The organism is Pseudoxanthomonas sp. (genome assembly GCF_027498035.1).
Classification (GTDB): domain Bacteria; phylum Pseudomonadota; class Gammaproteobacteria; order Xanthomonadales; family Xanthomonadaceae; genus Pseudoxanthomonas_A.
In genome coordinates this window covers 3,262,772-3,283,760 of the sequence record NZ_CP114978.1, presented here as the reverse complement: position 1 = coordinate 3,283,760, position 20,989 = coordinate 3,262,772, and the positions used below count along the sequence as shown (strand labels likewise).

Here is a 20,989-nt window from a genome sequence, read left to right as displayed (position 1 = left end):
GACGGGACCGCCACGGCGCCACGGAGGCTGGCCAACGCGACCGCAGGAAGCGCCGGATCAGCGTCGCCACGACGGCGGGATTCTCCGCTGATCCGCCCCCGTGAAACCCAGCGCGCGTGGGATGAATCAGGCCGGGATAGTTTCCCTTGCAACGCCCGCAAAGCCAGGCATCAGGCGTATGCTTGCCCCGTTTTTCACCCTCGAAAACGTGCCATGCCCTCCGCTCCCAGCAAGCCACTTGCCGTCCGTGAACGCCTGTCCGAAGTCCGCTATGAAATCCGCGGCGACCTGGCCCGACGAGCGCGTGAGCTGGAAGCCCAGGGCCGCAAGCTGATCAAGCTCAACATCGGCAATCCGGGCGCGTTCGGATTCCGCGCGCCCGAGCACCTGCAGCACGCGATCGCCGATGACATGGGTCGCACCGATCCCTACACCCACCAGCAGGGCCTGCCGGCCGCGCGCGAAGCCGTAGCCGCCTACTACGCCGCCCGCAACACGCCCGATGCCCACCCGGACCGGGTATTCATCGGCAATGGCGTGAGCGAGCTGATCGACCTGTCGCTGCGCGCCCTGCTCAATCCCGGCGACGAAGTGCTGGTGCCCTCGCCCGACTATCCGCTGTGGTCGGCCGCGACGATCCTCAACGATGGCCGTCCGGTGTACTACCAGTGCGACGCGAGCAACGGCTTCCAGCCTGATCCATCGGAGATGGAAACGCTGGTCTCCAGCCGCACCCGCGCCATCGTGCTGATCAATCCGAACAATCCGACCGGCGCGACCTATCCGCGCGAGCTGCTCAAGCGCATCGTCGCCATCGCCGCCAAGCATCGCCTGCTGCTGCTGGTCGACGAGATCTACGACCAGATCCTGTACGACGACGCGACCTTCGAACCACTGGCCCCCCTGGCAGGCGACGTGCCATGCATCACCTTCAGCGGCCTGTCCAAGGTGCATCGCGCCTGCGGCTGGCGCGTGGGCTGGGCCCTGCTGTCCGGCAGCACCGAACTGATCACGCCGCTGCTGCACGCGATGGACCTGCTGGGCGCACTGCGCCTGTGCGCCAACGTCCCCGGCCAGTACGCGGTGGAAGCCGCGCTCAGCGGCCCGGACACGATCACCTCGCTCTGCGTGCCCGGCGGCCGCCTGTATGAAACCCGCCGCGCCGTGGTCGACGCCTGCGCCACCAGCGAGCACCTGCAGCTGTATGCGCCGGCCGGTGCGCTGTATGCGTTCCCGGCGGTGGTCGGCGCTGCCGCCAAGGGCTTCGATGACTACCAGTTCGCACTGGAACTGATGGAAGACGAAGGCGTGCTGGTCGTGCCGGGCTCCAGCTTCAACGTGCCCTACCGCAACCATTTCCGCGTGACGCTGCTGCCCGATGCAGTGTCCATGCGCGATGTGTTCGCCCGCATCGACCGCGCCCTGGCGCGTCGCGCCGAAGCCAACACCAAGGTCGTCACGCTCAAGCCCAAGTCGCGCAACGCCGCAGCCTGACGCTGGCCCGGCGCGTACACGTCAGGCGATGACCTCGTACTCGCTGCCGTACCAGAGCAGCGAGCGCGACAGGTCGACAAACCGCGCTTCGTCTTCCACCAACGCCTGCAACGCGGCCGCGCCTTCGCGCGTCAGGCGCGCGGCCAGGTGGGACTCCATATCGTCCCACCACAGCTCGGCGCATCCGTCGAAATCAGCCGGCAATGCGCCCCGGCTGTCGCGCAGCGCCTGCTGGGGCCCGGGCTGGGCCAGCGGCACGGTCTGCACATAACGCCGAATCCCCAGCAGCGCGCTGTAGCCGCGCACCAACGGGCCGTGGTGATCGCGCCAGTAGCGCTGGAACTGCGCGACATCGAGTCCATCGCGACGACGGATCCACATATTCAGCTTGAGCATGGCGTACCTCCTGAGGTTTGACAGGCCCGCACGCTAAACTGTGACACCACTGGTAAAGTCAAGCGTGGCCCATGCAGATTGGTGAGTTGGCGCGGCGCAGCGGTATCAGCGTGCGCATGCTGAGGTACTACGAAGCGCAGGGGCTTGTCTCGCCGACGCGGACTGCGGCTGGCTATCGCAGCTACGCAGACACCGACGTGCAACTCCTGCAAAGGATCATCCAGCTCAACCGGATCGGCATGCCGCTGGCTGCAATCGCACCGCTCCTCGCCTGCATGAGTCCGCATGAAGGCGTACAGCCCTGCCAGGCACTGCAACACAAGCTGCTGGAACGCATCGAGACGCTGCAGCAGCACATCCAGTCGCTTGAAGGTGATCGCCTGCAGCTGGCCGATTACCTGGAAACACTGCGCACATATCCATCGCCGGCAGCGACGGACGGCCCGTCCGTGCGCAATGCCAGGGCTACCGGACGATGACACGCCGATTCCTTGCGCTCGGCGATTCCTACACCATCGGCGAAGGCGTCACCGCTGCAGACCGCTGGCCGATGCAGCTGGCCCGTGCGCTGCGCGCCGATGGCGTCGGGATCGACGATCCCCGGATCATCGCCACCACCGGCTGGACCACCGACGAGCTGCAGGCAGCCCTCGACCAGGCCGCGCCTGCGCCCGGTTTCGATCTAGTCACCCTGCTGATCGGGGTCAACAACCAGTACCGCGGCCGGCCGCTGGCGGAGTACCTGCAGCAGTTCGAAGCGCTGCTCACCTGCGCCATCACCCTGGCCGCAGGGCGCACGCAACGGGTGATCGTGCTGTCGATCCCTGACTGGGGCGCCACGCCGTTTGCGGCCACCTCCGGTCGCGACCTCACGCAGATCTCCGAACAGATCGATGCCTTCAACCAGGAGGCGCGCATGGCCTGCCAACACCGCGACGTGTCCTTCATTGATGTCACCTCCGCCAGCCGCCAGCACGGCGCCGAACCGGCGATGCTGGTCGATGACGGCCTGCATCCTTCGGCCGCCATGTACACGCTGTGGACCATGTTGGCGTACCCAACGGCCCGCAATGCGCTAGCCTGAGGGCCTTGCAACCGCCAGAACGCCGAAGGAACGACGTGAGCGACACCATTCGTCCCATGCCACCGCAGCAGGCACTGGCCATTGCCCGCGCCTTCCTGCCCAAGCGCCCCTGGGGCAACCGTTACGACTACTACTACACGCGCGCCAAGCTGCGCACCGATCCGCTCTATCCCGGCGTGCTGGCCGCGCTGCGCGACACGCCTGGACCGGTGCTGGACCTGGGCTGCGGGCTGGGCCTGCTGGCGCACGCGCTGCATGTCGATGGCCAGCCACGTGCCTATTACGGCGTGGACATCGATGCCAGCAAGATCGAACGTGCGCGGCAGATCGCGCGCCGCACCGGGTTGAAGGACGCCCGTTTCGAAGTGGTCGACCTGGGCGCCCGCTGGCCCGAACACACCGGCAACGTCGCCATCCTGGACATGCTGCAGTACCTGCCCAGCCAGGTGCAGGCCGGCATGCTAGCGCATGTCTCGCGCATGCTGGCGCCCGGCAACAAGCTGGTCATCCGCAGCGCCCTGGGCGATGACAGCGGCCGCGGCCGCACCTCGAAAGTCACCGACCTGATGGCCCACTTCGCCGGCTGGATGCAGGAAGTCCCCAAGAGCTACCCGACCCGGGAAAGCCTGGAAGGCCACCTGGCCAATGCCGGCCTGAGCGCGACGTTCTCGCCGCTCTACGGCAATACCCCGTTCAACAATTGGTTGATCGTGGCGGAGCGGCGTGCTGGCTGACCATGCGCGGAGCCTGGGAGATAAGTCGCCCGGGTAAAATCGAAGGCCGCACCCGGGAAGACGCACCCGACCAGGCCCTACCCGGGTGCGCGTTGCTTACCCGGGCTACGAGGCTGGCTTCACGCTTTCCGCAGCAAAGGCGCTGGGTTCCCGCCTTCGCGGGAATGACGATTAGGGGCGAGGGCCGCAGCCAAGCCGCGTGTCTCCAGCGCCACCAGCACCCGCCGCAGGATCTCGACGTTGTGACCATGCGCCGCGCCTTCGTGCAGCAGCACGATGGCGCCGGGCTTCAGATCCGGTTCGATCCGCGACAACACCTGATCGGGCGTGCACGAGACGCCGTCGAAGCCGCGTGCGCTCCAGGCCACGCGGGTCAGGCCGTGGCGGGCCAGGATCGGGGCGATGAAGGGGTTGGTATGGCCCACGACCGAGCGAAACCAGCACGGCGCGCTACCGGCGACTTCGGCCAGGGTGCGCTGGTTGGCGGCGATCTCGGCCTCCAGCGTGGCTGGGCCCAGTCGCCAGAACGCGGCCTGCGGGTGACTGTCGCTGTGGTTGCCGACGCCGTGGCCGCGGCGGACGATCTCGCGCACCAGTTCCGGCCGGGCACGAACGCGCTCGCCGACCAGGAAAAACGTGGCCCTGGCGCCGCGGGCGTCCAGCAGGTCCAGGATCGGCAAGGTGTCGTCGGACGGGCCATCGTCGATGGTCAGCCACACCTGCTTCGCTTCGCCAGGCAGGCGCACCAGGGCCGGGCAGAACAGCTGCGAACGCGGATTGAAGGTGGACCACAGCACCGCGCCGTGGGTCAGGACCAGCGCCGCCAGGCCGCTCTTCCAGCCGACCAGCCACCACAGGCCGACCACCGCCACTTGCGATAACGCCAGCAGCCCCAACCTCAGTCGGGGCGTCCGTGGCACATGATGCTGCGTTGCGTGCTCCTGCATGCCGCGCATCATGCCACGCGCGTAAAATCCCCCATTCGCTCACACCCGCCGGTAACTGACATGTCCCTCGATCCCGCCCTGCGTTCGCGCATCGATTCCCTGCTGCAGTCCAACCGCGTGGTGCTGTTCATGAAGGGCCAGCCATCCATGCCGCAATGCGGTTTCTCGGCCAAGGCCGTGGGCGCGCTGTCTTCGCTGGGCGTGGACTACGCCCACGTCAACGTGCTGGCCGACCAGGACATCCGTGAAGGCATCAAGGCCTACGGCGACTGGCCGACCATCCCGCAGCTGTACATCGACGGCGAACTGGTCGGCGGCAGCGACATCATCGAGCAGATGACCAACTCCGGCGAACTGGCCGCGGTGCTGGGCGTGGCCGCGCCGGACCGCACCCCGCCATCGATCACCGTCACCCCGGCCGCGGCGGAAATGCTGGCCAATGCGCTGGAAGATGCCGGGCCCGGCGCCGCACTGATCCTGGCCATCGACGCGCAGTTCCAGCCGAATTTCCAGCTGGGTGCGTTCGACGCCAAAGCCATCGCCACCGAATCCAACGGCGTGCGGATCCAGTTCGACCTGGCCAGCGCGCGCCGCGCCGAGGGCGTGACCATCGACTGGGTCGACGACATCCGCGGCAAGGGCCTGGCCATCGACAATCCCAACGCGCCGCGCACGGTGAACCAGATGCCGGTCACCGAGGCCGCCACCAAGATCGCCCTGGGCGAACTGCTGCTGGTGGACGTGCGCCCGGCCGACGAGCGCGCCATCGCTTCAGTCAACATGCCGTTCAAGACCTTCGACGGTAACGGCCGCGCCGAGCTGGAAGCCCTGCCCAAGGACACCCAGATCGCGTTCCTGTGCCACGCCGGCGGCCGCAGCCACCAGGCCGCCGAGCAGTTCCGGGTGCTGGGCTTCACCAATGTCCACAACGTGGCCGGCGGCATCGATGCCTGGTCCACCGAGGTGGATCCCAACGTCGCCCGCTACTGATCAGTCGCGGCAGGACGCATGGAAAAAGCCGGCCCACGTGGCCGGCTTTTTCGTGGACGCGGGTAGATCGCTAGAAGCCGCCGCCGGCGTCCAGCCAGGCCTGCTCGTCGTGGGTGCTGGCGCGTCCCAGCGAGGCATTGCGATGCGGGAAGCGACCAAAGCGGGTGATCACCTGCTGGTGGGCCAGCGCGTACTTCAGCTTTTCCGGGTCGCCCAGCGCGGCGAACAGTTCGACCGAACGCGCCTGCTCGGCCGCGTCTTCGGCGTGTTCGAACGGCAGGTACAGGAACGGGCGCAGCGCGGGCTCGGTCGCCTGGTCGTGGCCCGCGTCCAGCGCCTGCCGTGCGTACTGCAGCGCCAGCCCGTCGGTGGCCCAGGCATGGCCACTGTCGCGGAAGCAGTTACGTGGGAACTGGTCCAGCAACAGCAGCAGCGCCAGCGCGCCCTCGGACGTGTCCAGCCAGTCGGCGCGTTCACCGCGCGCGGCGGCGTGGTGGTCTTCGATGAACTGCTGGTGGAAGTGGCTATCGAACGACGCGTGCTTCGCGAACCAGCGCTCCGGGCCCGCCTGGCGCCAGAACGCCACCACATCCCGCGCGCGGGACGGCGCGTGCGTCACCGCCATGCCACGACCGCCGGTGCCTGCCACCCGCCTGCCAGGTCCCGCCCAGCGGCGCAGCGGCCGTTGCCGGTGTGGTTCTGCAAGTTCATGTCCGTACCCAGCCTGCAAAGGAGCGGCGAGCATAAGGGCCCGCCATGAACCCCACGTGCAAGCGCTCCGACCGGTCACCCCCCAATGACTGGATGGTCAGCTTGCCCCCTGCCAGCGCGTGCGCCGGCCCGCCTTGCCACCACGATCAATGAACAGCCGTGCCGCGGGAACGACGCGCTGCACTGCGGTTCGACGCACGCCTCGTGCGCGTGCTACACAGCGCGCTGCACACAACGCAGATCACATGCCCGGAGGGGACGCATGCGTATCGGAATCGTGGTGGACTCGGCCTGCGACCTGCCGCCGGAGTTCATCAAGGAAAACAACATCATCGTGCTGCCAATCACGGTGCGGATCGGCGAAGCGGTCCTGGCCGATCACCGCGACCAGGAGGCGACGCTGGAATTCCTGCGCGCCCATGTGGCCGAGCGCGGGCATGAAGCCGAGACCACGCCGTTTTCGGTCAACCAGATCCGCGACCTGTTCCTGCAGCGGCTGGTGATCGACTACGACCACGTGTTCTGCCTGACCATCTCCAAGCTGCGCAGCCAGATCCACGATAACGCGACCCAGGCCAGCTTCGCGATCCTCAACGACTACAAGCCGGTGCGGCAGGCGGCCGGGCACAACTCGCCGTTCGCACTGCGGGTGATCGATACGCTCAACCTGTTCGCCGGCCAGGGCATCACCGCGGTGGAGGCCGTGCGCATGCGCGATGCCAACGACGGCGTGGCCGGGATCCGCACCCAGATGGAACACCTGGCCGAGAACACTTACGGCTACATGATCCCGCGCGACCTGTACTACCTGCGCGCCCGCGCACGGACTAAGGGCGACCGCAGCGTCGGCCTGATCGGCGCGGCGCTGGGCAGTGCGCTGGACATCAAGCCGGTGCTGCGCGCTTACCGCGGCGCGACCGAACCGGTGGCCAAGCTCAAGGGCTTCGAACCGGCCGCGCAGAAGCTGTTCGAGTTCACCGGCAACAAGGTCCGCGAAGGCCTGCTGACGCCGGTCGTGAACCTGGGCTACGGCGGCGAACTGGCCGAACTGCACGCCCTGCCCGGCTATGCGCGCCTGCGCGAGACCTGCACCGCACACGGCGTCACCGTGTACGAATCGGTGATGAGCCTGACCGGCATGGTCAACGTGGGCAAGGGTGCGCTGGGCGTGGGCTTTGCCGCCAAGCCGCACACGTTCTCGGCATGAACACGGGCCGCTGACAACGCCGCGATTAGGCTGGCCCTCTTCGAGAAACCGTGGAGGGTCTGTCCATGCCGCGTTACTACATCGCCCTGCCCGATCCAGCCAAGGCGCGCGGGACCGAACCCGCCTTCAGCTTCAACGCCAGCGGCGCCGAGGGCTTCGCCCAGCAGCTGCAGGATGCGTTGCGCACCAATGGCCTGTTCACGCGCTGGCGGAATGCGCAGAACGAACCCGACGACGTCGAACCGTCGTTGGGCGCGGTCGATCCAACCGCACGCGTGACCGGGCAGGTGGACGACCTGCATATCGACCTGCTTGCCGAGACCACCATTCCCGGTGAAGTGCTCAAGCATCGCCTGCGCCTACTCGCCGGCAGCGGCTGGCAACTGCGCGACGTGTGCTGAGCTCGCAGCGTTTGTTTGAAGAAGGCCGCGCGATGCGCGGCCTTCTTCGTTTCAGGGGATGACATCCAACGCTGCGGCACGTCGCGGCGCCAGCCGCCATTTCAGGTTGACGCCCAGCGTTCCCACGATGATCAGCGCCAGACCCACCAGCTGCACCGCATCCAGTCGATGGCCATATAGCGCGTAGTCCAGCACCAGTGTCACCAGCGGATAGACGAACGCCACCACCGCGATCGTCGCCACCGGCAGGTGCCGGTAAGACGAATAAAACAGCACGTAGACGATGCCGCTGTGGATCACGCCCAGCCCGGCCAGCCAGATCCAGTGTGGCCCGGGATGCAGCGCGGCAGGCGATGCGAACGCGCCCAGCATCAGCGTGCCGACGCAGCACTGCACCGTCACCACCGCGAACGGCCGCTGCCGGCCGACGCTGCGCGACATCAGCAGCGAGGCGCCGCACAACACCGCCGCCAGCAGCGTCAAGCCGATGCCGGACAGATAGCCGACATCGGCCTGGCGCAGCAGGCGCAGCGGATCGGCCGAGCCGATCACGCCCAGAAAGGCCAGCGCGGTCCAGCCCCAGTCGGCCGGCCGGGTGCGTTCGCCCAGCACCAGCGCGGCCAGGATCAGCATCACGAACGGGAAGAAGTGATAGACCATCGTCGCCACGCCGATCGACGAGCGCGCCATCCCGGCGAACAGCGCCACCCAGTTGAGCACCAGCAGCACGCCGGACACGATCGCGCCGCGCAGTAGCACGCGGTCCTGCCACAGGCCGCGCAGATGACCGCGCGCCAGACCCCAGGCGATCAGGAACAACGCGCCGAACAGGCAGCGGTAGAACACCGCCGTGACCGGATCCTGGCCGCTCTCGTGGACGAACACGCCGACCGAACCGATCAGCACCTCGCCCACCAGCAGTTGCCAGAGCGCGGTGCGCGAGGCGGGACGGTCGGAAGTTGGTGCCATGACACGCAGTCCTGAAAAGTGGGGAACGACAGGCTAGGCCTGCGTGCAGCGGCAATACAGATTCAGATATTCTGAAATTTAACCAGTACAGATTGAAGGCGTGCCATGCTGCTCTACGAAACCATCGCCACCGGCCTGCGTCGGCAGATCGCCCAGGGCACGCTGCGTGCTGGCGAACGCCTGCCTTCGGTTCGCCAGCTGGCCCAGGCCCACCAGATCAGCCCGGCCACCGCTGTGCAGGCCTGCCTGCAGCTGGAGCGCGAAGGCCTGGTGCAGGCGCGGCCGCGCTCGGGGTATTTCGTCCACGCCGCGCCCTCGCTCACGCCGTCTGCTGTCGCGCCGCGGCGACGCGCGCCTGGCATGGTCAGCAATCCCGCACTGCAGGACCTGATGGAGCTGCCTGAACGCCCGGGCCTGCTGCCGCTGCATGCAGCCGTCGCCGATCCATCGCTGTTGCCGCACGCCGCGCTGGGCGCCGCACTCTCGCGCACGCTGCGGCGGCGGCCGACCGCGGCGTTCGATTACGCGCCACCGCAAGGCGACCCGGCCCTGCGCCGGCAGATCGCGCTGCGCTACGAGCAGATCGGCACAGCGATGACGACCGAGGAAATCGTGATCACTGCCGGGGCGATGGAAGCGATCAGCCTGGCGCTGCGCACGGTCACCGCACCGGGCGATGTGGTGCTGGTGGAAACACCAACCTATTACGGCATCCTGCAGGCGGTGGCCGCGCTGCGGCTGAAGGTACTGGAAGTGCCCAGCCGCCCGGGCCACGGCATCGACGTGGCGCGGCTGGACCGCCTGCTGCAGCAGACGCCGGTGCGCGCGGCGGTGCTGGTGCCCAACTTCAGCAATCCCACCGGCGGCCTGACCTCCGATGCGGACAAGGCGGCATTGGTGGCCAGCTGCGCGCGCCACGGCACGGTGGTGATCGAGGACGACATCTACGGCGAACTGGCGTGGTCGGGCCAGCGCCCGTTGCCGCTGCGCCACTGGGACACGACCGGCAACGTGATCACCTGCAGCTCGTTTTCCAAGACGCTGGCGCCGGGACTGCGCGTGGGCTGGCTGGCCGGCGCAGGCTGGAGCGAGGCGCTGACGCGGGCCAAGTATTTTTCCAGCTGCGGCAGCGCCAGCCTACCGCAGCTGGCAGTGGCCGATTACCTGACCCGTCATGGCCTGGAACGGCACCTGCGCCGCCTGCGTCGCACCGTGGCCGACAACGGCCAGCGCATGCGCGATGCCATCGCCCGGCATTGGCCCGCAGGCACCTGCTGCAGCGCGCCTGCGGGTGGACTGTCGTTGTGGCTGCAGTTGCCGCCGGGCGGCAATGGCCAGGCGCTGTTCGAAGCGGCGCTGGCCGAGCAGATCGGGATCACGCCCGGCACCCTGTTCTCCAGCCGCGGCGACTACACCGACTGCGTGCGCCTGAGCTGCGGCATGCCCTGGGATGCGCGCCTGGACCAGGCACTGCGCCGCCTGGGCGAACTGGCGGCCACCCAGCCGCGCGACGCGCGATGAGCCGCGTGCACACGACCTCTGGACGGCGGCAGGTCATCCTGGCCTGGAGTGGCGGCAAGGATTCGGCCTGGACGCTGCACGTATTGCGGCAGCGTCGCGAAGTCGAGGTCGTCGCGCTGTTGACCACGGTCACGGCGAATGACGGCCGCTCATCGATGCAGGGCGTGCGTCGCGAGATCCTGCGCGCGCAGGCCGCCGCGGCCGGATTGCCATTGCTCGAGCAGGACATCGTCGCCGGTGGTGACAACGCCAGCTACGACATGGCGATGGCCCGCGCCCTGCAGCAGGCCGCGCAGCGATGGCCAGGATTGAATACCGCTGCGTTCGGCGATCTGTTCCTGCAGGACATCCGCGATTACCGCGTGCAGCGTCTCGCAGCACTGGACTGGGAAGTCATGACGCCGCTGTTCGACGCCGATACGCCCGTGCTGGCGCGGCAGATGATCGATGGCGGCCTGCGCGCCAGCCTGTGCTGCGTGGACACCACCCAGCTGGATGCAGGTTTCGCGGGACACGCCTTCGACCACGGGCTGCTGGATGCACTGCCCGCCCCGGTCGATCCCTGTGGCGAGAACGGCGAATTCCACACCTGCGTATGGGCAGGTCCGATGTTCGAAGCGCCACTGGCACTGACGCGTGGCGCAACGATGCTGCGTGACGGGCGCTTTGCCTGTACCGACTGGCTGCCGGCCGACGCGCCTGGCCCTGGGCAGGACAGGCGGAACACACCGTTGATCCAATCAAGGACCTGCGTCGACGTCATCGCCACGCCTGTTGGCGCTAGCATCGCAGGCTGAGGTGCCGTGCACGCATCGTCGTCCCGGCATCCCTGACCGGTCGTTTTTCGATCCCGTATCCCTGCGATGCGGCATCGCCAGTGGCGTGCGCTTCCATGACCTGCGTCTGCCGCGACGTGCCATGTTCCAGGCTGGCGGGATCACCCAACGGTGATTGGAGATGCCAGCATGTTGACCTTCGATAGCGGGACGCTGCCCGAACACAGCCAGGACACGCTCACCCGCAAGCTGGGCGCGCTGCTGCAGCAGGCCGACGTCCGGCTGGATGGCGACCGCCCCTGGGACGTGCGCCTGCGCGATGACGACGTACCGGCGCGGGTGTTTGCCCAGGGCAACCTCGGCCTGGGCGAGGCGTACATGGAAGGGCACTGGGACTGCGACCAGCTGGACGTGCTGTTTCACCGGGTGCTGCGTGCCGACCTCGGCCACCAGCTGCATCCAACGGAACTGCTCTGGCACCACCTGCGCGCGCGCCTGTTCAACCTGCAGACCGCCCGGCGCGCCTGGCAGGTGGGCCAGGCCCATTACGATCTGGGCAACGACTTCTACGCGGCGATGCTCGACCCGCGCATGACCTACACCTGCGGCTATTGGGCCAACGCCGAGACCCTGGCCCAGGCGCAGGAAGACAAGCTGGAGCTGGTCTGTCGCAAGCTGGGGCTGGAACCCGGCATGCGGGTGCTGGACATTGGCTGTGGCTGGGGCAGCTTCATGGGCTACGCGGCGCAGCGCCACGGCGTCGAATGCGTGGGCGTGACGATCTCGAAGGAACAGGCCAGCTGGGCCCAGCAGCGTTACGCCGGACTGCCGCTGGAATTCCGCCTGCAGGACTACCGCGCGGTCACCGGGCAGTTCGACCGGATCGTCAGCATCGGCATGTTCGAGCACGTCGGGCATCGCAACTACCGCGACTTCATGGACGTGGCCGCGCGCTGCCTGGCCGACGACGGCCTGTTCCTGCTGCATACCATCGGCAAGCAGGCCGACACCGGCGCCACCGATGCCTGGATCAGCCGCTACATCTTTCCCAATGGCGAGATCCCGACGCTGGCACAGATCACCGCGGCCGGTGAGGGCCGCTTCGTGGTCGAGGACGTGCACAACTTCGGCGCCGACTACGACCGCACGCTGATGGCCTGGCACGCCAACTTCGCCCAGGCCTGGCCGCGCTTTGCCGAGCAGCTGGGCGAGCGCTTCGGCCGGATGTGGCGCTACTACCTGCTGTCCTGCGCAGGCGCCTTCCGCGCGCGCAGCCTGCAGCTGTGGCAACTGGTGCTGTCCCGGCATGGCGTGGAAGGCGGATACCAGCGGCCGCTGGCGCCGTGACACCGGCGCGGTTGTCGCCGCTGCCTGGCCTGCGTTAGGCTGCGCGCCCTTCGGGACCGTGCCGCGGCACGGTTCCGCGTAAGCGTTTACGTCAACCAACGCGCTACCACGTCGGCCGGCATCTTCGGTCCGGACGTCGGTCGCGCATGGGCTTGGACCCGGGCGGACCGACACGCCGCCGACCCCATCGAGGTCCGTTGTCCATGTCTTCCGTTCAAACCCAATCCCAGACCGCGACCTGGCGCCTGGTGCGCCTGTGCCTGGCCGTCTTCGCCGCGTACCTGGCCATCGCCCTGCCGCTCCCGGTGCTGCCGGTCTTCGTCCGCGACACCCTGCATCAAGCCAATGTGGTGGTCGGCTGCGTGATCGGCGTGCAGTTCGTCGCCACCGTGCTGACCCGCGGGCTGGCCGGGCGCATCGCCGATACCGCAGGCCCTGCTCGCGCGATGCGGCGCGGCTGCGTGCTGCTGGCTGTTTCCGGCGCCACCTACCTGCTTGCCGGCCTGCTGCCCGGTGCCGCCTTGATCCTGCTGGTGGCCGGGCGCCTGGCGGCTGGTGTCGGCGAAAGCCTGCTGGTCACCGGCGTGCTGGCCTGGGGCATCGGCACGGTCGGCCAGCCGCGCGCGGGACGGGTGATGACCTGGGTCGGCCTGGCGATCTTCGCCTCGCTGGCAGTCGGTGCGCCGATCGGCGTTGGGCTGTCCGATGCGCTGGGTTTCCCCGCGGTCGCCGTGGCCTGCCTGTTGCTGCCGCTGGCCGCACTGGCCCTGACCGGCAGCGTGCCGGCCACGACACCGGTGGCCGGCGCGCGCCTGCCGTTGCGCGACGTGCTGGGCCGGATCGCGCTGCCATCGATTGGCCTGGCGCTGCAGGGCATGGGCTTCGCTTCGATCAGTGCGTTTGCGGTGCTGTATTTCAACGACCAGCACTGGACCGGCGCCGCTTTGGCCTTGAGCGCCTTCGGCGGTGGCTTCGTGCTGTCGCGGCTGCTGCTGGCGCGCACGCTGGACCGCTTCGGCGGTGCGCGCGTGGCGATGATGTCGATGATCGGCGAATGCGTCGGCCTGGCCGTGTTGGCCATGGCGACCACGCCGACCTCCGCCCTGGTCGGCGCCTTCATCGCCGGCATGGGCTGCTCGCTGGTGTTCCCGGCCCTGGGCGTGGTGGTCGTGCAGCGCGTGCCGCCGCAGATGCGGGCCACGGCGCTGGGCGGCTATGCGGCGTTCCAGGACATCGCCTATGCGGTGACCGGGCCGGTGGCCGGGATCATCGCCACCCACTTCGGCTATGCGTCGATCTTCGCGGTGGCGGCGCTGTCGGCCGCCGCTGGCGTGGCCGTCACGGTCATGCTGCAGCGGCGCACCGTCGTGCAGGCCACGGGCTGACGCTCAGGCCAGCGGTTCGAACGCCAGGATCCGGCGTTCGCCATTGACCCGGCCCAGCTGCACGACCACGTCGACCACGCTGCGGATGTAGGCCAGCGTGTCGGCGCGGCCCAGGCCAAGCCCGGACTGCATCACCATCAATGCCAGCTGTTCCAGCGCGCCAGCCGGGCTGTTGGCGTGGATGGTGGTGAACGAGCCGGGATGGCCAGTGTTGATCGCCCGCAGGAAGGTCACCGCTTCGGGGCCGCGCACCTCGCCCAGCAACAGTCGGTCCGGGCGCAGCCGCAACGCGGCCTGGAGCAGGTCGCCGGTGCCGATGCGGGTTTCGCCCTGCTCGCCCTTCACCGCGACCAGGCCCAGGTGGTTGGGCTGGCCGAGGTGGATTTCCGGCGTGTCCTCGACGGCCAGGATCCGCTCATGCGCCGGGACTTCCTTCAACAGCGCATTGAGGAAGGTGGTCTTGCCCGACGAGGTGCCGCCGGAAATCAGGATAGTGCGCCGCCGCCGCACCGCTTCGCGCAACGCATCCAGGGTCGGTGCCGGCGTCCAGCTGGCGTCGTCGCGCGCGATCGGGTCGGCGAAGCGGTAGCCGTCCAGCGGCAGGTCCATGTCGAGGTGGCGGCGGATCGCCAGCGCCCAGTGCCGGCGCGTGGCCGGCGGCGACACCATCTGCACGCGCTCGCCGCCCGGCAGGGTGGCCGCCAGCAGCGGGTGGACGCGGTTGACGGCCTGATGGCTGACCCGCGCGATCTGCGTGGCCAGCCGCTCCAGCAGCTGGTCATCGACGCCCTCGACCTGCACGCACTGCATGCGCGGCTGGCCAAGGCGTTCGATCCACACTTCGCCCGGTCGGTTGACCAGGATTTCGGTCACGTCCGGCGCCTGCAGCCACGGTTGCAGTGGCTGCAGGTAGCGCTGCAGGTAGACGTCCTGTGGCATCGCGCGGGTGCGGGCCTGGCCCACTCAGCCGTTGCCGGGCGGTGGGTTGCCACCGCCGTCGCCACCCTGCGGCGGTGCGCCTTTCGGCTTGGGGAAGCCCTTGGCGGACATGCAGGCGTCGAATGCCTGCATGTCCGGCCGCGTGCCGCTGGGTTGGCTGCCGGCGGTCGGTGCGCTGGCGCCCTGTTCGGCGGCGCAGGCTTTCATCGCTGCCTCGACCTGGGGATTGGGCGCGCCCTTGCCCGATGGCGGCCCGCCCGCCTGCTGCGCGCAGGCAGTGCCGGCCAGGGTGGAAGCCAGGATCAGGGCGAACATGCAGACACGATGGTTCAACGGATGGAGTCCTTGTGCAGCAGGGGATGAAACGCGCGGCCCTTCGGCTCAGTCGCCGGAAAAATCGAGGTCGCGCGCGGTGAAGACCTGGATCGGCGTGCCCAGCGGCACCTGGATGGTCGGTGGGATCTTGCCGTCGGTGGACAACGCCTGCGCCGATGCACTGTTGGCCGATGTGCCGATCACCAGCGTGCCGGTGTCACCGCCCAGTGCGCTGGCCGCGCCACCCACCACCGAGAGTAGGATCGAGGCGCCGTAGCGCTGCCAGAAGTGGCGGTTGACCTCGCCCGGCAGGCCGGTCTGGCCTTCGCCATCGATGGCCGGCGAACCCAGCTGCACAGACACGCCGTCGGGGCGGATGACCCGCGACCAGATGATGTACGCGCGGCTCTGCCCAGTGCTGATGCCACTGCGGTACTGGCCAACCAGGCGGCTGCCGCGCGGGATCAGCACGACGCTGGTATCGAAGCTGCGCACGTCGCGGCTGACGATGGCCCGCGCGTAGCCCGGCAGGTCGGTGTTGAGCGCGGTTTCCAGCACCGCCGGGATGATCGTGCCCTGCACCACCGTCGCCTGCGGATGGGCCAGCGCGACGGCCTGCGCCAGCGGCGGCGCGTCATCGCCAATGCGCACCGCGAACTGCTCGTCGGCGTTGAGTACGGCACCGGCAGGCCTGCCTTCGCCGGCGGCCGCGGTGGCCTTGCCTTCGCCGGAGCGGGCCGCAGCCGCAGGTTCGACCACGCTGTTGTCGATGATCATCGGCATGGCCCGCGACTGGCGGCCTTGCGGGGCGCCATCGTCTGCAGCCGGCGCGACGGCCTTCGCGGGAATGGCCACGGGCGCGGTAATGGCTGGCGCCGCTGCGGGTACCGTGACTGGCACGCTCACCGGAGGCGGCGGCGCCGGTGGCGGTGCCTGGCGTTGCCACGACAGCAGCACCAGGGTCAGCCCGCCCAGGGCAATGGCGCCAAGCACGCCGAACACGAACCCCAGGTTATCGCCGGCACGCGCCGGACGCGCGACCTGCGGCGCGGCGCGCAACGAGGCCGCATGCAGCGCATCGGAGTCCAGCTGGCGACGCGGATCGCCGCCACCGGGCGCGTCATTGCGCATCGCGCTTGCCTCCGAACAGGAAGAACCGGCGCTTGGCCGGCACCGCGCGCGGTTGCGGCGACTGTGCATCGAGCTGCGGCACGCGATAGCCATCGTTATAGAGCGTGGCCGCCGCTTCGCCCCGGCGCAGCACGAAGCTCGGCGCGACCTGGTCTGCCACCAGGTAATCGCCCTGCGCGGTGAAACCGACCAGCGTTTCCGAACCATCGCTGGCCACCGCGAACACCGCCGGCGCGCTGGCCCCACTGGCCCACTGGAACCAGGTGCGGGTGCCGTCATCGAACACCCGCAGCGGCACGTTTTCGCGCGCGCCGCTGAAGCTGTAGGCGCGGTTGCGTACTTCCGCTGCCGGCATCGGCGCGACCACCGGCGTGGCCGGTTCGGGCGCGGCGGCCGGCGCCACCACCACGGGCGCCGGATCGGCGTAACGGAAGCGCAGGTCGTAGACCACCTGGCCGCGCTTGCAGGCCTCGCTGTCGCGCGCGACCAGCTCGAAGCTGTAGCGGTGGCGGTCGGTGGCCACGGTCATGTTGCTGTGGCTCACCTTGTAGCCGGGTTTGACGAACAGCAGGTTGGCGCGTTTGTTCGGCACGACCAACCATTGCGACGCCTCGCCCAGGCCGACGTTCTCGATACGTTCGTCGGCGCCGAATTCGATCATCGTCTGGAAGCCGTAGCAGGCTTCAAGCCGCACCACGACGCGGTCGTTGTAATCGATCTCGCGGATGCGGCTGTCGGCGCTGGCCGGCAGCGCTGCCGCGGCCAGCCACAGCAGCAGGCCGGTGCCGAGCGCGCGCGCAGGCGTGGGAATGTCGATGGGCATGTCAGCGGGCACGGGGCGTCAACGGTGTCGCCGGCGCCTTGGGCCGCAGGCGCTGGCCCAGGCCACTGCGGCGCGGCGGGGGAGAAGTCGCTGCCAGGACGGCAGGCGGTGATGGTGCAATCGAAGGCAGGCGCGCGGGATCGGCGGTGCGCACCTGCACCGCGACCCTCGCAGCATCGGGCGCGTGCAGCTGTGCCTGCACGACCGCCGCGCGCGCCACATGGCCGGGCGCGTGGACCGCGGCCGGCGACCACGCAGACGGCGCGGCCGCCGCAGGGGATGCAGACCCGGCGCGGGCGAATCGCCAACCGCGCACGATGCCAGCGGCAGTCCATGCCAGCGCCAGCAGCAGGCCCAGGTAAATCCCGCAGCCCAGGGACAGCATCATCAGCGGCTTCTGCTGTTCGGCCGCGGCCAGCGGGTCCTGCGCGATGGCGTCGATCAACGGGTCCAGCACCCGCAGCAACGCCGCGCCGGACAGCGTCACCAGCATCGGCAGCAGCGCGAACGCCAGCGCCATCCGCAGCCAGCCCTCGCACAGTCCGCGGGTTCCACGGAACAGGCCGAAGGCAATGAACACCGGTCCCAGCGCCAGCAGCAGCGCCAGCACGATCCGCGCCACCACCAGCAGGCCGACGGTGGAAAACAGCAGGCTCAACGCACTGCCCCAGACCAGGCGGGACGCCAGCTTCAACGCTGCGGACGCGTCGTCGCCCTGCGCATCGAAGACCCGGCCCAGTTCGACCAGGCTGCCGAACAAGCGGTCCAGACGCGCGGCGAACAATTGGGTGGCGCCATGACTGCCGCCGAGCAGGCCCGAGGCGATCTGGCCCGGGCCGCCCACCAGCAGGCCGTAGACCACGGTCTGGTACGCCGGCCACGCGGTGGCGAAGGTCAGCACCAGCACGCATCCAAACAGCCGCGGCCCCATGGCCCGGGCGCGCAGGTGGCCGCCGATCAGGCCCAGCGCCAGCAGCGCCACCCAGATCACCAGCAAGCCGCGCAGAGCCAGCGCCAGGCCGCCCGCGTCGCCGAAGATCCGGCCATAACCGGCCTGCACCACCGCACCCAGCTGGCAGTCGATCGCAGTCAGCGCGCCGGCCAGGCCACCGTTGCCATCAATCGGGATCGCCGGGCAACTCGGCATCACGCCACCGCCCCAGCCGCGCGCGGCTGCGGATACGGCACGCCGGTCAGCGCCGGCCACCACTGGGTCGGCGCATCGCCGACTTCGGCCCGCAGCTGGTCGAGCCTGCGCACGCTGGATTCGCGCCCGGACAGCACCGTCAGCAGCTCCGGCATCGCCGACAGGTCCAGCCGCGCGATCACGCTGTCGTGGCCGTGCTTGACCAGGAAGCAGTGCGAGCCGGCCGGCAGCGTGCGCACCAGTTCCAGTTCCTGCGGGGTCAGGCCGAAGCCCTCGCAATAGTCGTCGGCGCGCGCGCGCGGATTAGGCATGAACAACTGCGTGGCGGCCTGTTCGATGATCGCGCTGGAGACACGGCTGTCCAGCGCATCGCGCGCGCTCTGCGTGCCGAAGCCCAGGATCGCGTTGCGCTTGCGCAGGGTCTTCATCCAATCGCGGATATGCGCGGCGAACACCTCGTCGTCCAGCGCCTTCCAGCCTTCGTCGATGACGATCATCGCTGGCGTGCCGTCCAGGCGCTCCTCGACCCGGTGGAACAGATACATCATCGCCGGCGTGCGCAGCACCGGCGCGTCGAGCAGTTCGGTCATGTCGAACCCGAGCACCGGCAACGACAGATCCAGCTGGTCCTGCGCATGGTCGAACAGCCATGCGTGCTCGCCGTCGCCGTGCCACGGCGCCAGTCGCGCGGCCAGGTCGCCCGGCTGCGGGCGACGCCGGCCGGCCAGCAGCTCGGCGAACCAGCGCAGCCGGCGGAACTCGACCGCCTGGTCGTAGTTGGCATCGACCGCGGCGGCGACGATGGCTTCCTCGTCCGCGTCCAGCCGCTGTCCCGGCGCGCACAGCAAGCGCGCGATCCACTGCCGCAGGAATGCGCGGTTGCCGGCGTTGTCCGGCAGCTGCAGCGGATTGAAGCCGGTCGCCATGCCGGTACGCAGCCCGGCATAGCGCCCACCGATGGCGCGAATGAAGATTTCCGCGCCACGGTCCTTGTCGAACAGCAGCAGCCGCGGCCGCCATTTCTGCGCCTGCGCGGCAAGGAAATTCAGCACCACGGTCTTGCCCGAACCCGACGGGCCGATCACGGTGAAGTTACCCAGGTCGCCGCGATGGAAGTTGAAGAAGTACGGCGTGGCCGCCGTGCTTTCCAGCACCGTCACCGCATCACCCCAATGATTGCCGCTGGCCTGGCCGAGCGGAAACCCATGCAGCGACGCCAGCCCGGCGAAGGCCGCGCTGGAGACCAGCGCACTGCGCGCGGCATAGGCCTCGTTGCCCGGAAACTGCGCCCAGAACGCAGGTTCCAGGGCCAGATCCTCGCGGACCACCACCGCGCCCAGGTCGGCCAGCGCCGATGCGCATTCGGCCACCGCCGCATCCAGCGCATCCAGCGACGGCGCACGCACCTGCAGCTGCAACCGGTGTTCGCCGAACACGCTGCGGCCGGAGGCCAGGTCGTCCTTGGCCTCGATCAGGCCCTGGCGCAGCGATGCCGAATCCTCATCGGCCGCACGCTGCCGGCGCAGCGCCAGCGACAGTCGCTCCAACCCCAGCTGGCGTTCGACGAAACCGAAGCTCTCGGCCAGCACCAGTTCGTGCGGCAGCCGCAGCAGCGCATCGAACATGCCGGGCATCGCCTGCGCTGGATATTCCTTCAGCGACAACAGCGCGGCGAAATCGCGCGCAGGCCCCGGGCCACTGCGTTCGATCGCTTCCAGCCCGAAGCTGATCCGCCGGTACGGCAGGTAATGGCCGGCATCGCCAATGGGTTTGAGCAGTGGCCGCAGCTCGCCGTTGTACAGCGCCGACAGCAGTTCCAGCGGTTCGGAACACACGCCGTGCGCGCTGTCGTAATCGCCAAGCAGGCGCGCGCCGTAGGGCTGCAGCGCAGCGAGCAGCGCATCGCGCGCGGCCTCCAGGTCGCGCAGGTCGCGTTCCAGCAGCTGCTGCTGCGACTGGCTGCCCAAGCCACGGCGCAGCCCGCGCGCCAACCGTTCGGCCAGGCCGGCCTTGCCGCGCGAGGGACGTCGCAGCACGCTCAGGAACAGCTCGTTGACGAACAGCCGTTGCGCGCCCGGGCGCTGCCGCCAGCGCTGGTCGATCAGGCCGCACACCGGATCGTCATGGGCTGCGTCCAGGTCGGCGCTGGCACGTCGCCGCACGACGTGGTGGTGCAGCACGAAGCGCGAATCGGCGATCGCGCGCAGCGCCGCGTCGCGCGCCTGCTGGCGGTAGTCCAGCTCTTCGCTGTCGGCTGTTTCGAACGCCAACCCGCCCAGGTGCAGGCACTGCAGCAGCGCGCCATCGCGCAACTGCACGGTATGCGCATCCAGCATCCGAGCGTAGGGCAGGTGATCGCCCGCGCGTTGTTCGCGCCTGCCGATCATGGCGCGTAGCTGTTGCAGCGCCACTGGCGCCAGTGGCGCACGCGCGGACAGCGACTGACCCGGGCCAGCCACAGGTCGAAGATGCGCGGTTCACGCAGGCAGGCCAGATAGCCAATCCCGTGCACCGCCACCGCCACCACCAGCGCCCAGAACGAACGCGTCACCAGGAACGCCTCGGTGGTGACCACGCCGTTGACGATGAAGAAGCTGTAGGTGACGCCGGCAAACATCTGCGGCCGGGTCAACGCGGCGAAGATCGGTGTCGCACGCAGCCGGCTCATCGTC

Annotated in this window: 22 protein-coding genes; 11 read left to right on the top strand and 11 right to left on the bottom strand. The window is 69.0% G+C overall.

Going from position 1 to position 20,989, the window contains the following annotated elements:
- The first annotated feature begins 213 nt into the window (after window positions 1–213).
- Window positions 214–1,494 (top strand): pyridoxal phosphate-dependent aminotransferase, encoded by a 1,281-nt coding sequence (locus O8I58_RS14290; protein ID WP_298317380.1) that lies wholly within the window; start codon window positions 214–216, stop codon window positions 1,492–1,494.
- A gap of 21 nt (window positions 1,495–1,515) precedes the next feature.
- On the opposite strand, the gene O8I58_RS14285 is transcribed toward O8I58_RS14290, so the two are convergent.
- Window positions 1,516–1,890, bottom strand: coding sequence for an EthD domain-containing protein (locus O8I58_RS14285; RefSeq protein ID WP_298317374.1), 375 nt, complete (start codon window positions 1,888–1,890; stop codon window positions 1,516–1,518).
- Between the two features lie 71 nt (window positions 1,891–1,961).
- On the opposite strand from O8I58_RS14285, the gene O8I58_RS14280 reads away from it, so the two are divergent.
- Genes O8I58_RS14280 through O8I58_RS14270 form a run of 3 tightly spaced genes read left to right on the top strand, consistent with a single transcriptional unit; the run spans window position 1,962 to window position 3,708 of the window.
- A complete protein-coding gene (locus O8I58_RS14280) occupies window positions 1,962–2,369 on the top strand; it encodes a MerR family transcriptional regulator (RefSeq protein WP_298317371.1) in 408 nt (135 codons plus the stop codon).
- A complete protein-coding gene (locus tag O8I58_RS14275) occupies window positions 2,366–2,974 on the top strand; it encodes an SGNH/GDSL hydrolase family protein (RefSeq protein WP_298317369.1) in 609 nt (202 codons plus the stop codon). The genes O8I58_RS14280 and O8I58_RS14275 overlap by 4 nt, the downstream gene beginning before the upstream one ends.
- 56 nt (window positions 2,975–3,030) lie before the next feature.
- Window positions 3,031–3,708, top strand: a complete 678-nt coding sequence (locus O8I58_RS14270; protein WP_298323009.1) for a methyltransferase domain-containing protein — start codon at window positions 3,031–3,033, stop codon at window positions 3,706–3,708.
- Window positions 3,709–3,827: 119 nt separating this feature from the next.
- Here the strand turns inward: O8I58_RS14270 and O8I58_RS14265 are convergent, their stop codons facing one another.
- Window positions 3,828–4,655: a polysaccharide deacetylase family protein gene (locus tag O8I58_RS14265; RefSeq protein ID WP_298317367.1), complete on the bottom strand. Its 828-nt coding sequence runs from the start codon at window positions 4,653–4,655 to the stop codon at window positions 3,828–3,830.
- A gap of 60 nt (window positions 4,656–4,715) precedes the next feature.
- Between O8I58_RS14265 and grxD the strand changes: the two genes are divergently transcribed.
- On the top strand, window positions 4,716–5,645 hold the full coding sequence (gene grxD / locus O8I58_RS14260; protein WP_298317364.1) for a Grx4 family monothiol glutaredoxin: 930 nt from the start codon (window positions 4,716–4,718) through the stop codon (window positions 5,643–5,645).
- A gap of 70 nt (window positions 5,646–5,715) precedes the next feature.
- Here the strand turns inward: grxD and O8I58_RS14255 are convergent, their stop codons facing one another.
- The gene (locus O8I58_RS14255; protein ID WP_298317362.1) at window positions 5,716–6,270 is read right to left on the bottom strand and encodes a DUF924 family protein; all 555 of its coding nucleotides are present in this window, start codon (window positions 6,268–6,270) and stop codon (window positions 5,716–5,718) included.
- Between the two features lie 348 nt (window positions 6,271–6,618).
- Between O8I58_RS14255 and O8I58_RS14250 the strand changes: the two genes are divergently transcribed.
- A complete protein-coding gene (locus tag O8I58_RS14250; protein ID WP_298317359.1) occupies window positions 6,619–7,563 on the top strand; it encodes a DegV family protein in 945 nt (314 codons plus the stop codon).
- Window positions 7,564–7,628: 65 nt separating this feature from the next.
- Window positions 7,629–7,964 (top strand): hypothetical protein, encoded by a 336-nt coding sequence (locus O8I58_RS14245; protein WP_298317356.1) that lies wholly within the window; start codon window positions 7,629–7,631, stop codon window positions 7,962–7,964.
- A gap of 51 nt (window positions 7,965–8,015) precedes the next feature.
- Here the strand turns inward: O8I58_RS14245 and O8I58_RS14240 are convergent, their stop codons facing one another.
- Window positions 8,016–8,933, bottom strand: coding sequence for a DMT family transporter (locus O8I58_RS14240; protein ID WP_298317353.1), 918 nt, complete (start codon window positions 8,931–8,933; stop codon window positions 8,016–8,018).
- Between the two features lie 105 nt (window positions 8,934–9,038).
- Here O8I58_RS14240 and O8I58_RS14235 point away from each other — a divergent pair, with 105 nt between their 5' ends.
- The 4 genes from O8I58_RS14235 to O8I58_RS14220 all read left to right on the top strand — a co-directional run bounded on the left by O8I58_RS14235 (window position 9,039) and on the right by O8I58_RS14220 (window position 13,962).
- Window positions 9,039–10,454 (top strand): aminotransferase-like domain-containing protein, encoded by a 1,416-nt coding sequence (locus tag O8I58_RS14235; RefSeq protein WP_298317350.1) that lies wholly within the window; start codon window positions 9,039–9,041, stop codon window positions 10,452–10,454.
- Complete coding sequence (locus tag O8I58_RS14230; protein WP_298317348.1) at window positions 10,451–11,251, top strand: Dph6-related ATP pyrophosphatase; 801 nt, start codon at window positions 10,451–10,453, stop codon at window positions 11,249–11,251. The genes O8I58_RS14235 and O8I58_RS14230 overlap by 4 nt, the downstream gene beginning before the upstream one ends.
- 168 nt (window positions 11,252–11,419) lie before the next feature.
- Window positions 11,420–12,577, top strand: coding sequence for a cyclopropane fatty acyl phospholipid synthase (gene cfa, locus O8I58_RS14225; protein ID WP_298317345.1), 1,158 nt, complete (start codon window positions 11,420–11,422; stop codon window positions 12,575–12,577).
- Between the two features lie 203 nt (window positions 12,578–12,780).
- Window positions 12,781–13,962, top strand: coding sequence for an arabinose transporter (locus O8I58_RS14220; RefSeq protein ID WP_298317341.1), 1,182 nt, complete (start codon window positions 12,781–12,783; stop codon window positions 13,960–13,962).
- A gap of 3 nt (window positions 13,963–13,965) precedes the next feature.
- On the opposite strand, the gene virB11 is transcribed toward O8I58_RS14220, so the two are convergent.
- The 7 genes from virB11 to O8I58_RS14185 all read right to left on the bottom strand — a co-directional run bounded on the left by virB11 (window position 13,966) and on the right by O8I58_RS14185 (window position 20,985).
- Window positions 13,966–14,925, bottom strand: coding sequence for a P-type DNA transfer ATPase VirB11 (gene virB11, locus O8I58_RS14215; RefSeq protein WP_298317338.1), 960 nt, complete (start codon window positions 14,923–14,925; stop codon window positions 13,966–13,968).
- Entirely contained in the window at window positions 14,926–15,216 is a 291-nt protein-coding gene (locus O8I58_RS14210) for a hypothetical protein (RefSeq protein ID WP_298317336.1), read from the bottom strand.
- 66 nt (window positions 15,217–15,282) lie between these two features.
- On the bottom strand, window positions 15,283–16,347 hold the full coding sequence (locus O8I58_RS14205) for a TrbI/VirB10 family protein (RefSeq protein ID WP_298317331.1): 1,065 nt from the start codon (window positions 16,345–16,347) through the stop codon (window positions 15,283–15,285).
- The gene (locus tag O8I58_RS14200; protein WP_298317328.1) at window positions 16,337–17,170 is read right to left on the bottom strand and encodes a TrbG/VirB9 family P-type conjugative transfer protein; all 834 of its coding nucleotides are present in this window, start codon (window positions 17,168–17,170) and stop codon (window positions 16,337–16,339) included. The genes O8I58_RS14205 and O8I58_RS14200 overlap by 11 nt, the downstream gene beginning before the upstream one ends.
- Before the next feature lies 1 nt (window position 17,171).
- A complete protein-coding gene (locus O8I58_RS14195) occupies window positions 17,172–18,317 on the bottom strand; it encodes a TrbL/VirB6 family protein (RefSeq protein WP_298317325.1) in 1,146 nt (381 codons plus the stop codon).
- Complete coding sequence (locus tag O8I58_RS14190; protein WP_298317322.1) at window positions 18,317–20,704, bottom strand: VirB4 family type IV secretion/conjugal transfer ATPase; 2,388 nt, start codon at window positions 20,702–20,704, stop codon at window positions 18,317–18,319. The genes O8I58_RS14195 and O8I58_RS14190 overlap by 1 nt, the downstream gene beginning before the upstream one ends.
- A complete protein-coding gene (locus tag O8I58_RS14185; protein ID WP_298317319.1) occupies window positions 20,701–20,985 on the bottom strand; it encodes a VirB3 family type IV secretion system protein in 285 nt (94 codons plus the stop codon). The genes O8I58_RS14190 and O8I58_RS14185 overlap by 4 nt, the downstream gene beginning before the upstream one ends.
- Window positions 20,986–20,989 lie beyond the last annotated feature (4 nt).

Excerpts from the sequence above, each read along its gene's own strand:
- O8I58_RS14290 (WP_298317380.1), top strand. The coding sequence starts at position 214 with ATGCCCTCCGCTCCCAGCAAGCCACTTGCCGTCCGTGAACGCCTGTCC.
- O8I58_RS14285 (WP_298317374.1), bottom strand. The coding sequence starts at position 1,890 with ATGCTCAAGCTGAATATGTGGATCCGTCGTCGCGATGGACTCGATGTC.
- O8I58_RS14280 (WP_298317371.1), top strand. The coding sequence starts at position 1,962 with ATGCAGATTGGTGAGTTGGCGCGGCGCAGCGGTATCAGCGTGCGCATG.
- O8I58_RS14275 (WP_298317369.1), top strand. The coding sequence starts at position 2,366 with ATGACACGCCGATTCCTTGCGCTCGGCGATTCCTACACCATCGGCGAA.
- O8I58_RS14270 (WP_298323009.1), top strand. The coding sequence starts at position 3,031 with ATGCCACCGCAGCAGGCACTGGCCATTGCCCGCGCCTTCCTGCCCAAG.
- O8I58_RS14265 (WP_298317367.1), bottom strand. The coding sequence starts at position 4,655 with ATGCAGGAGCACGCAACGCAGCATCATGTGCCACGGACGCCCCGACTG.
- grxD (WP_298317364.1), top strand. The coding sequence starts at position 4,716 with ATGTCCCTCGATCCCGCCCTGCGTTCGCGCATCGATTCCCTGCTGCAG.
- O8I58_RS14255 (WP_298317362.1), bottom strand. The coding sequence starts at position 6,270 with ATGGCGGTGACGCACGCGCCGTCCCGCGCGCGGGATGTGGTGGCGTTC.
- O8I58_RS14250 (WP_298317359.1), top strand. The coding sequence starts at position 6,619 with ATGCGTATCGGAATCGTGGTGGACTCGGCCTGCGACCTGCCGCCGGAG.
- O8I58_RS14245 (WP_298317356.1), top strand. The coding sequence starts at position 7,629 with ATGCCGCGTTACTACATCGCCCTGCCCGATCCAGCCAAGGCGCGCGGG.
- O8I58_RS14240 (WP_298317353.1), bottom strand. The coding sequence starts at position 8,933 with ATGGCACCAACTTCCGACCGTCCCGCCTCGCGCACCGCGCTCTGGCAA.
- O8I58_RS14235 (WP_298317350.1), top strand. The coding sequence starts at position 9,039 with ATGCTGCTCTACGAAACCATCGCCACCGGCCTGCGTCGGCAGATCGCC.
- O8I58_RS14230 (WP_298317348.1), top strand. The coding sequence starts at position 10,451 with ATGAGCCGCGTGCACACGACCTCTGGACGGCGGCAGGTCATCCTGGCC.
- cfa (WP_298317345.1), top strand. The coding sequence starts at position 11,420 with ATGTTGACCTTCGATAGCGGGACGCTGCCCGAACACAGCCAGGACACG.
- O8I58_RS14220 (WP_298317341.1), top strand. The coding sequence starts at position 12,781 with ATGTCTTCCGTTCAAACCCAATCCCAGACCGCGACCTGGCGCCTGGTG.
- O8I58_RS14210 (WP_298317336.1), bottom strand. The coding sequence starts at position 15,216 with ATGTTCGCCCTGATCCTGGCTTCCACCCTGGCCGGCACTGCCTGCGCG.
- O8I58_RS14205 (WP_298317331.1), bottom strand. The coding sequence starts at position 16,347 with ATGCGCAATGACGCGCCCGGTGGCGGCGATCCGCGTCGCCAGCTGGAC.
- O8I58_RS14200 (WP_298317328.1), bottom strand. The coding sequence starts at position 17,170 with ATGCCCATCGACATTCCCACGCCTGCGCGCGCGCTCGGCACCGGCCTG.
- O8I58_RS14195 (WP_298317325.1), bottom strand. The coding sequence starts at position 18,317 with ATGCCGAGTTGCCCGGCGATCCCGATTGATGGCAACGGTGGCCTGGCC.
- O8I58_RS14190 (WP_298317322.1), bottom strand. The coding sequence starts at position 20,704 with ATGATCGGCAGGCGCGAACAACGCGCGGGCGATCACCTGCCCTACGCT.
- O8I58_RS14185 (WP_298317319.1), bottom strand. The coding sequence starts at position 20,985 with ATGAGCCGGCTGCGTGCGACACCGATCTTCGCCGCGTTGACCCGGCCG.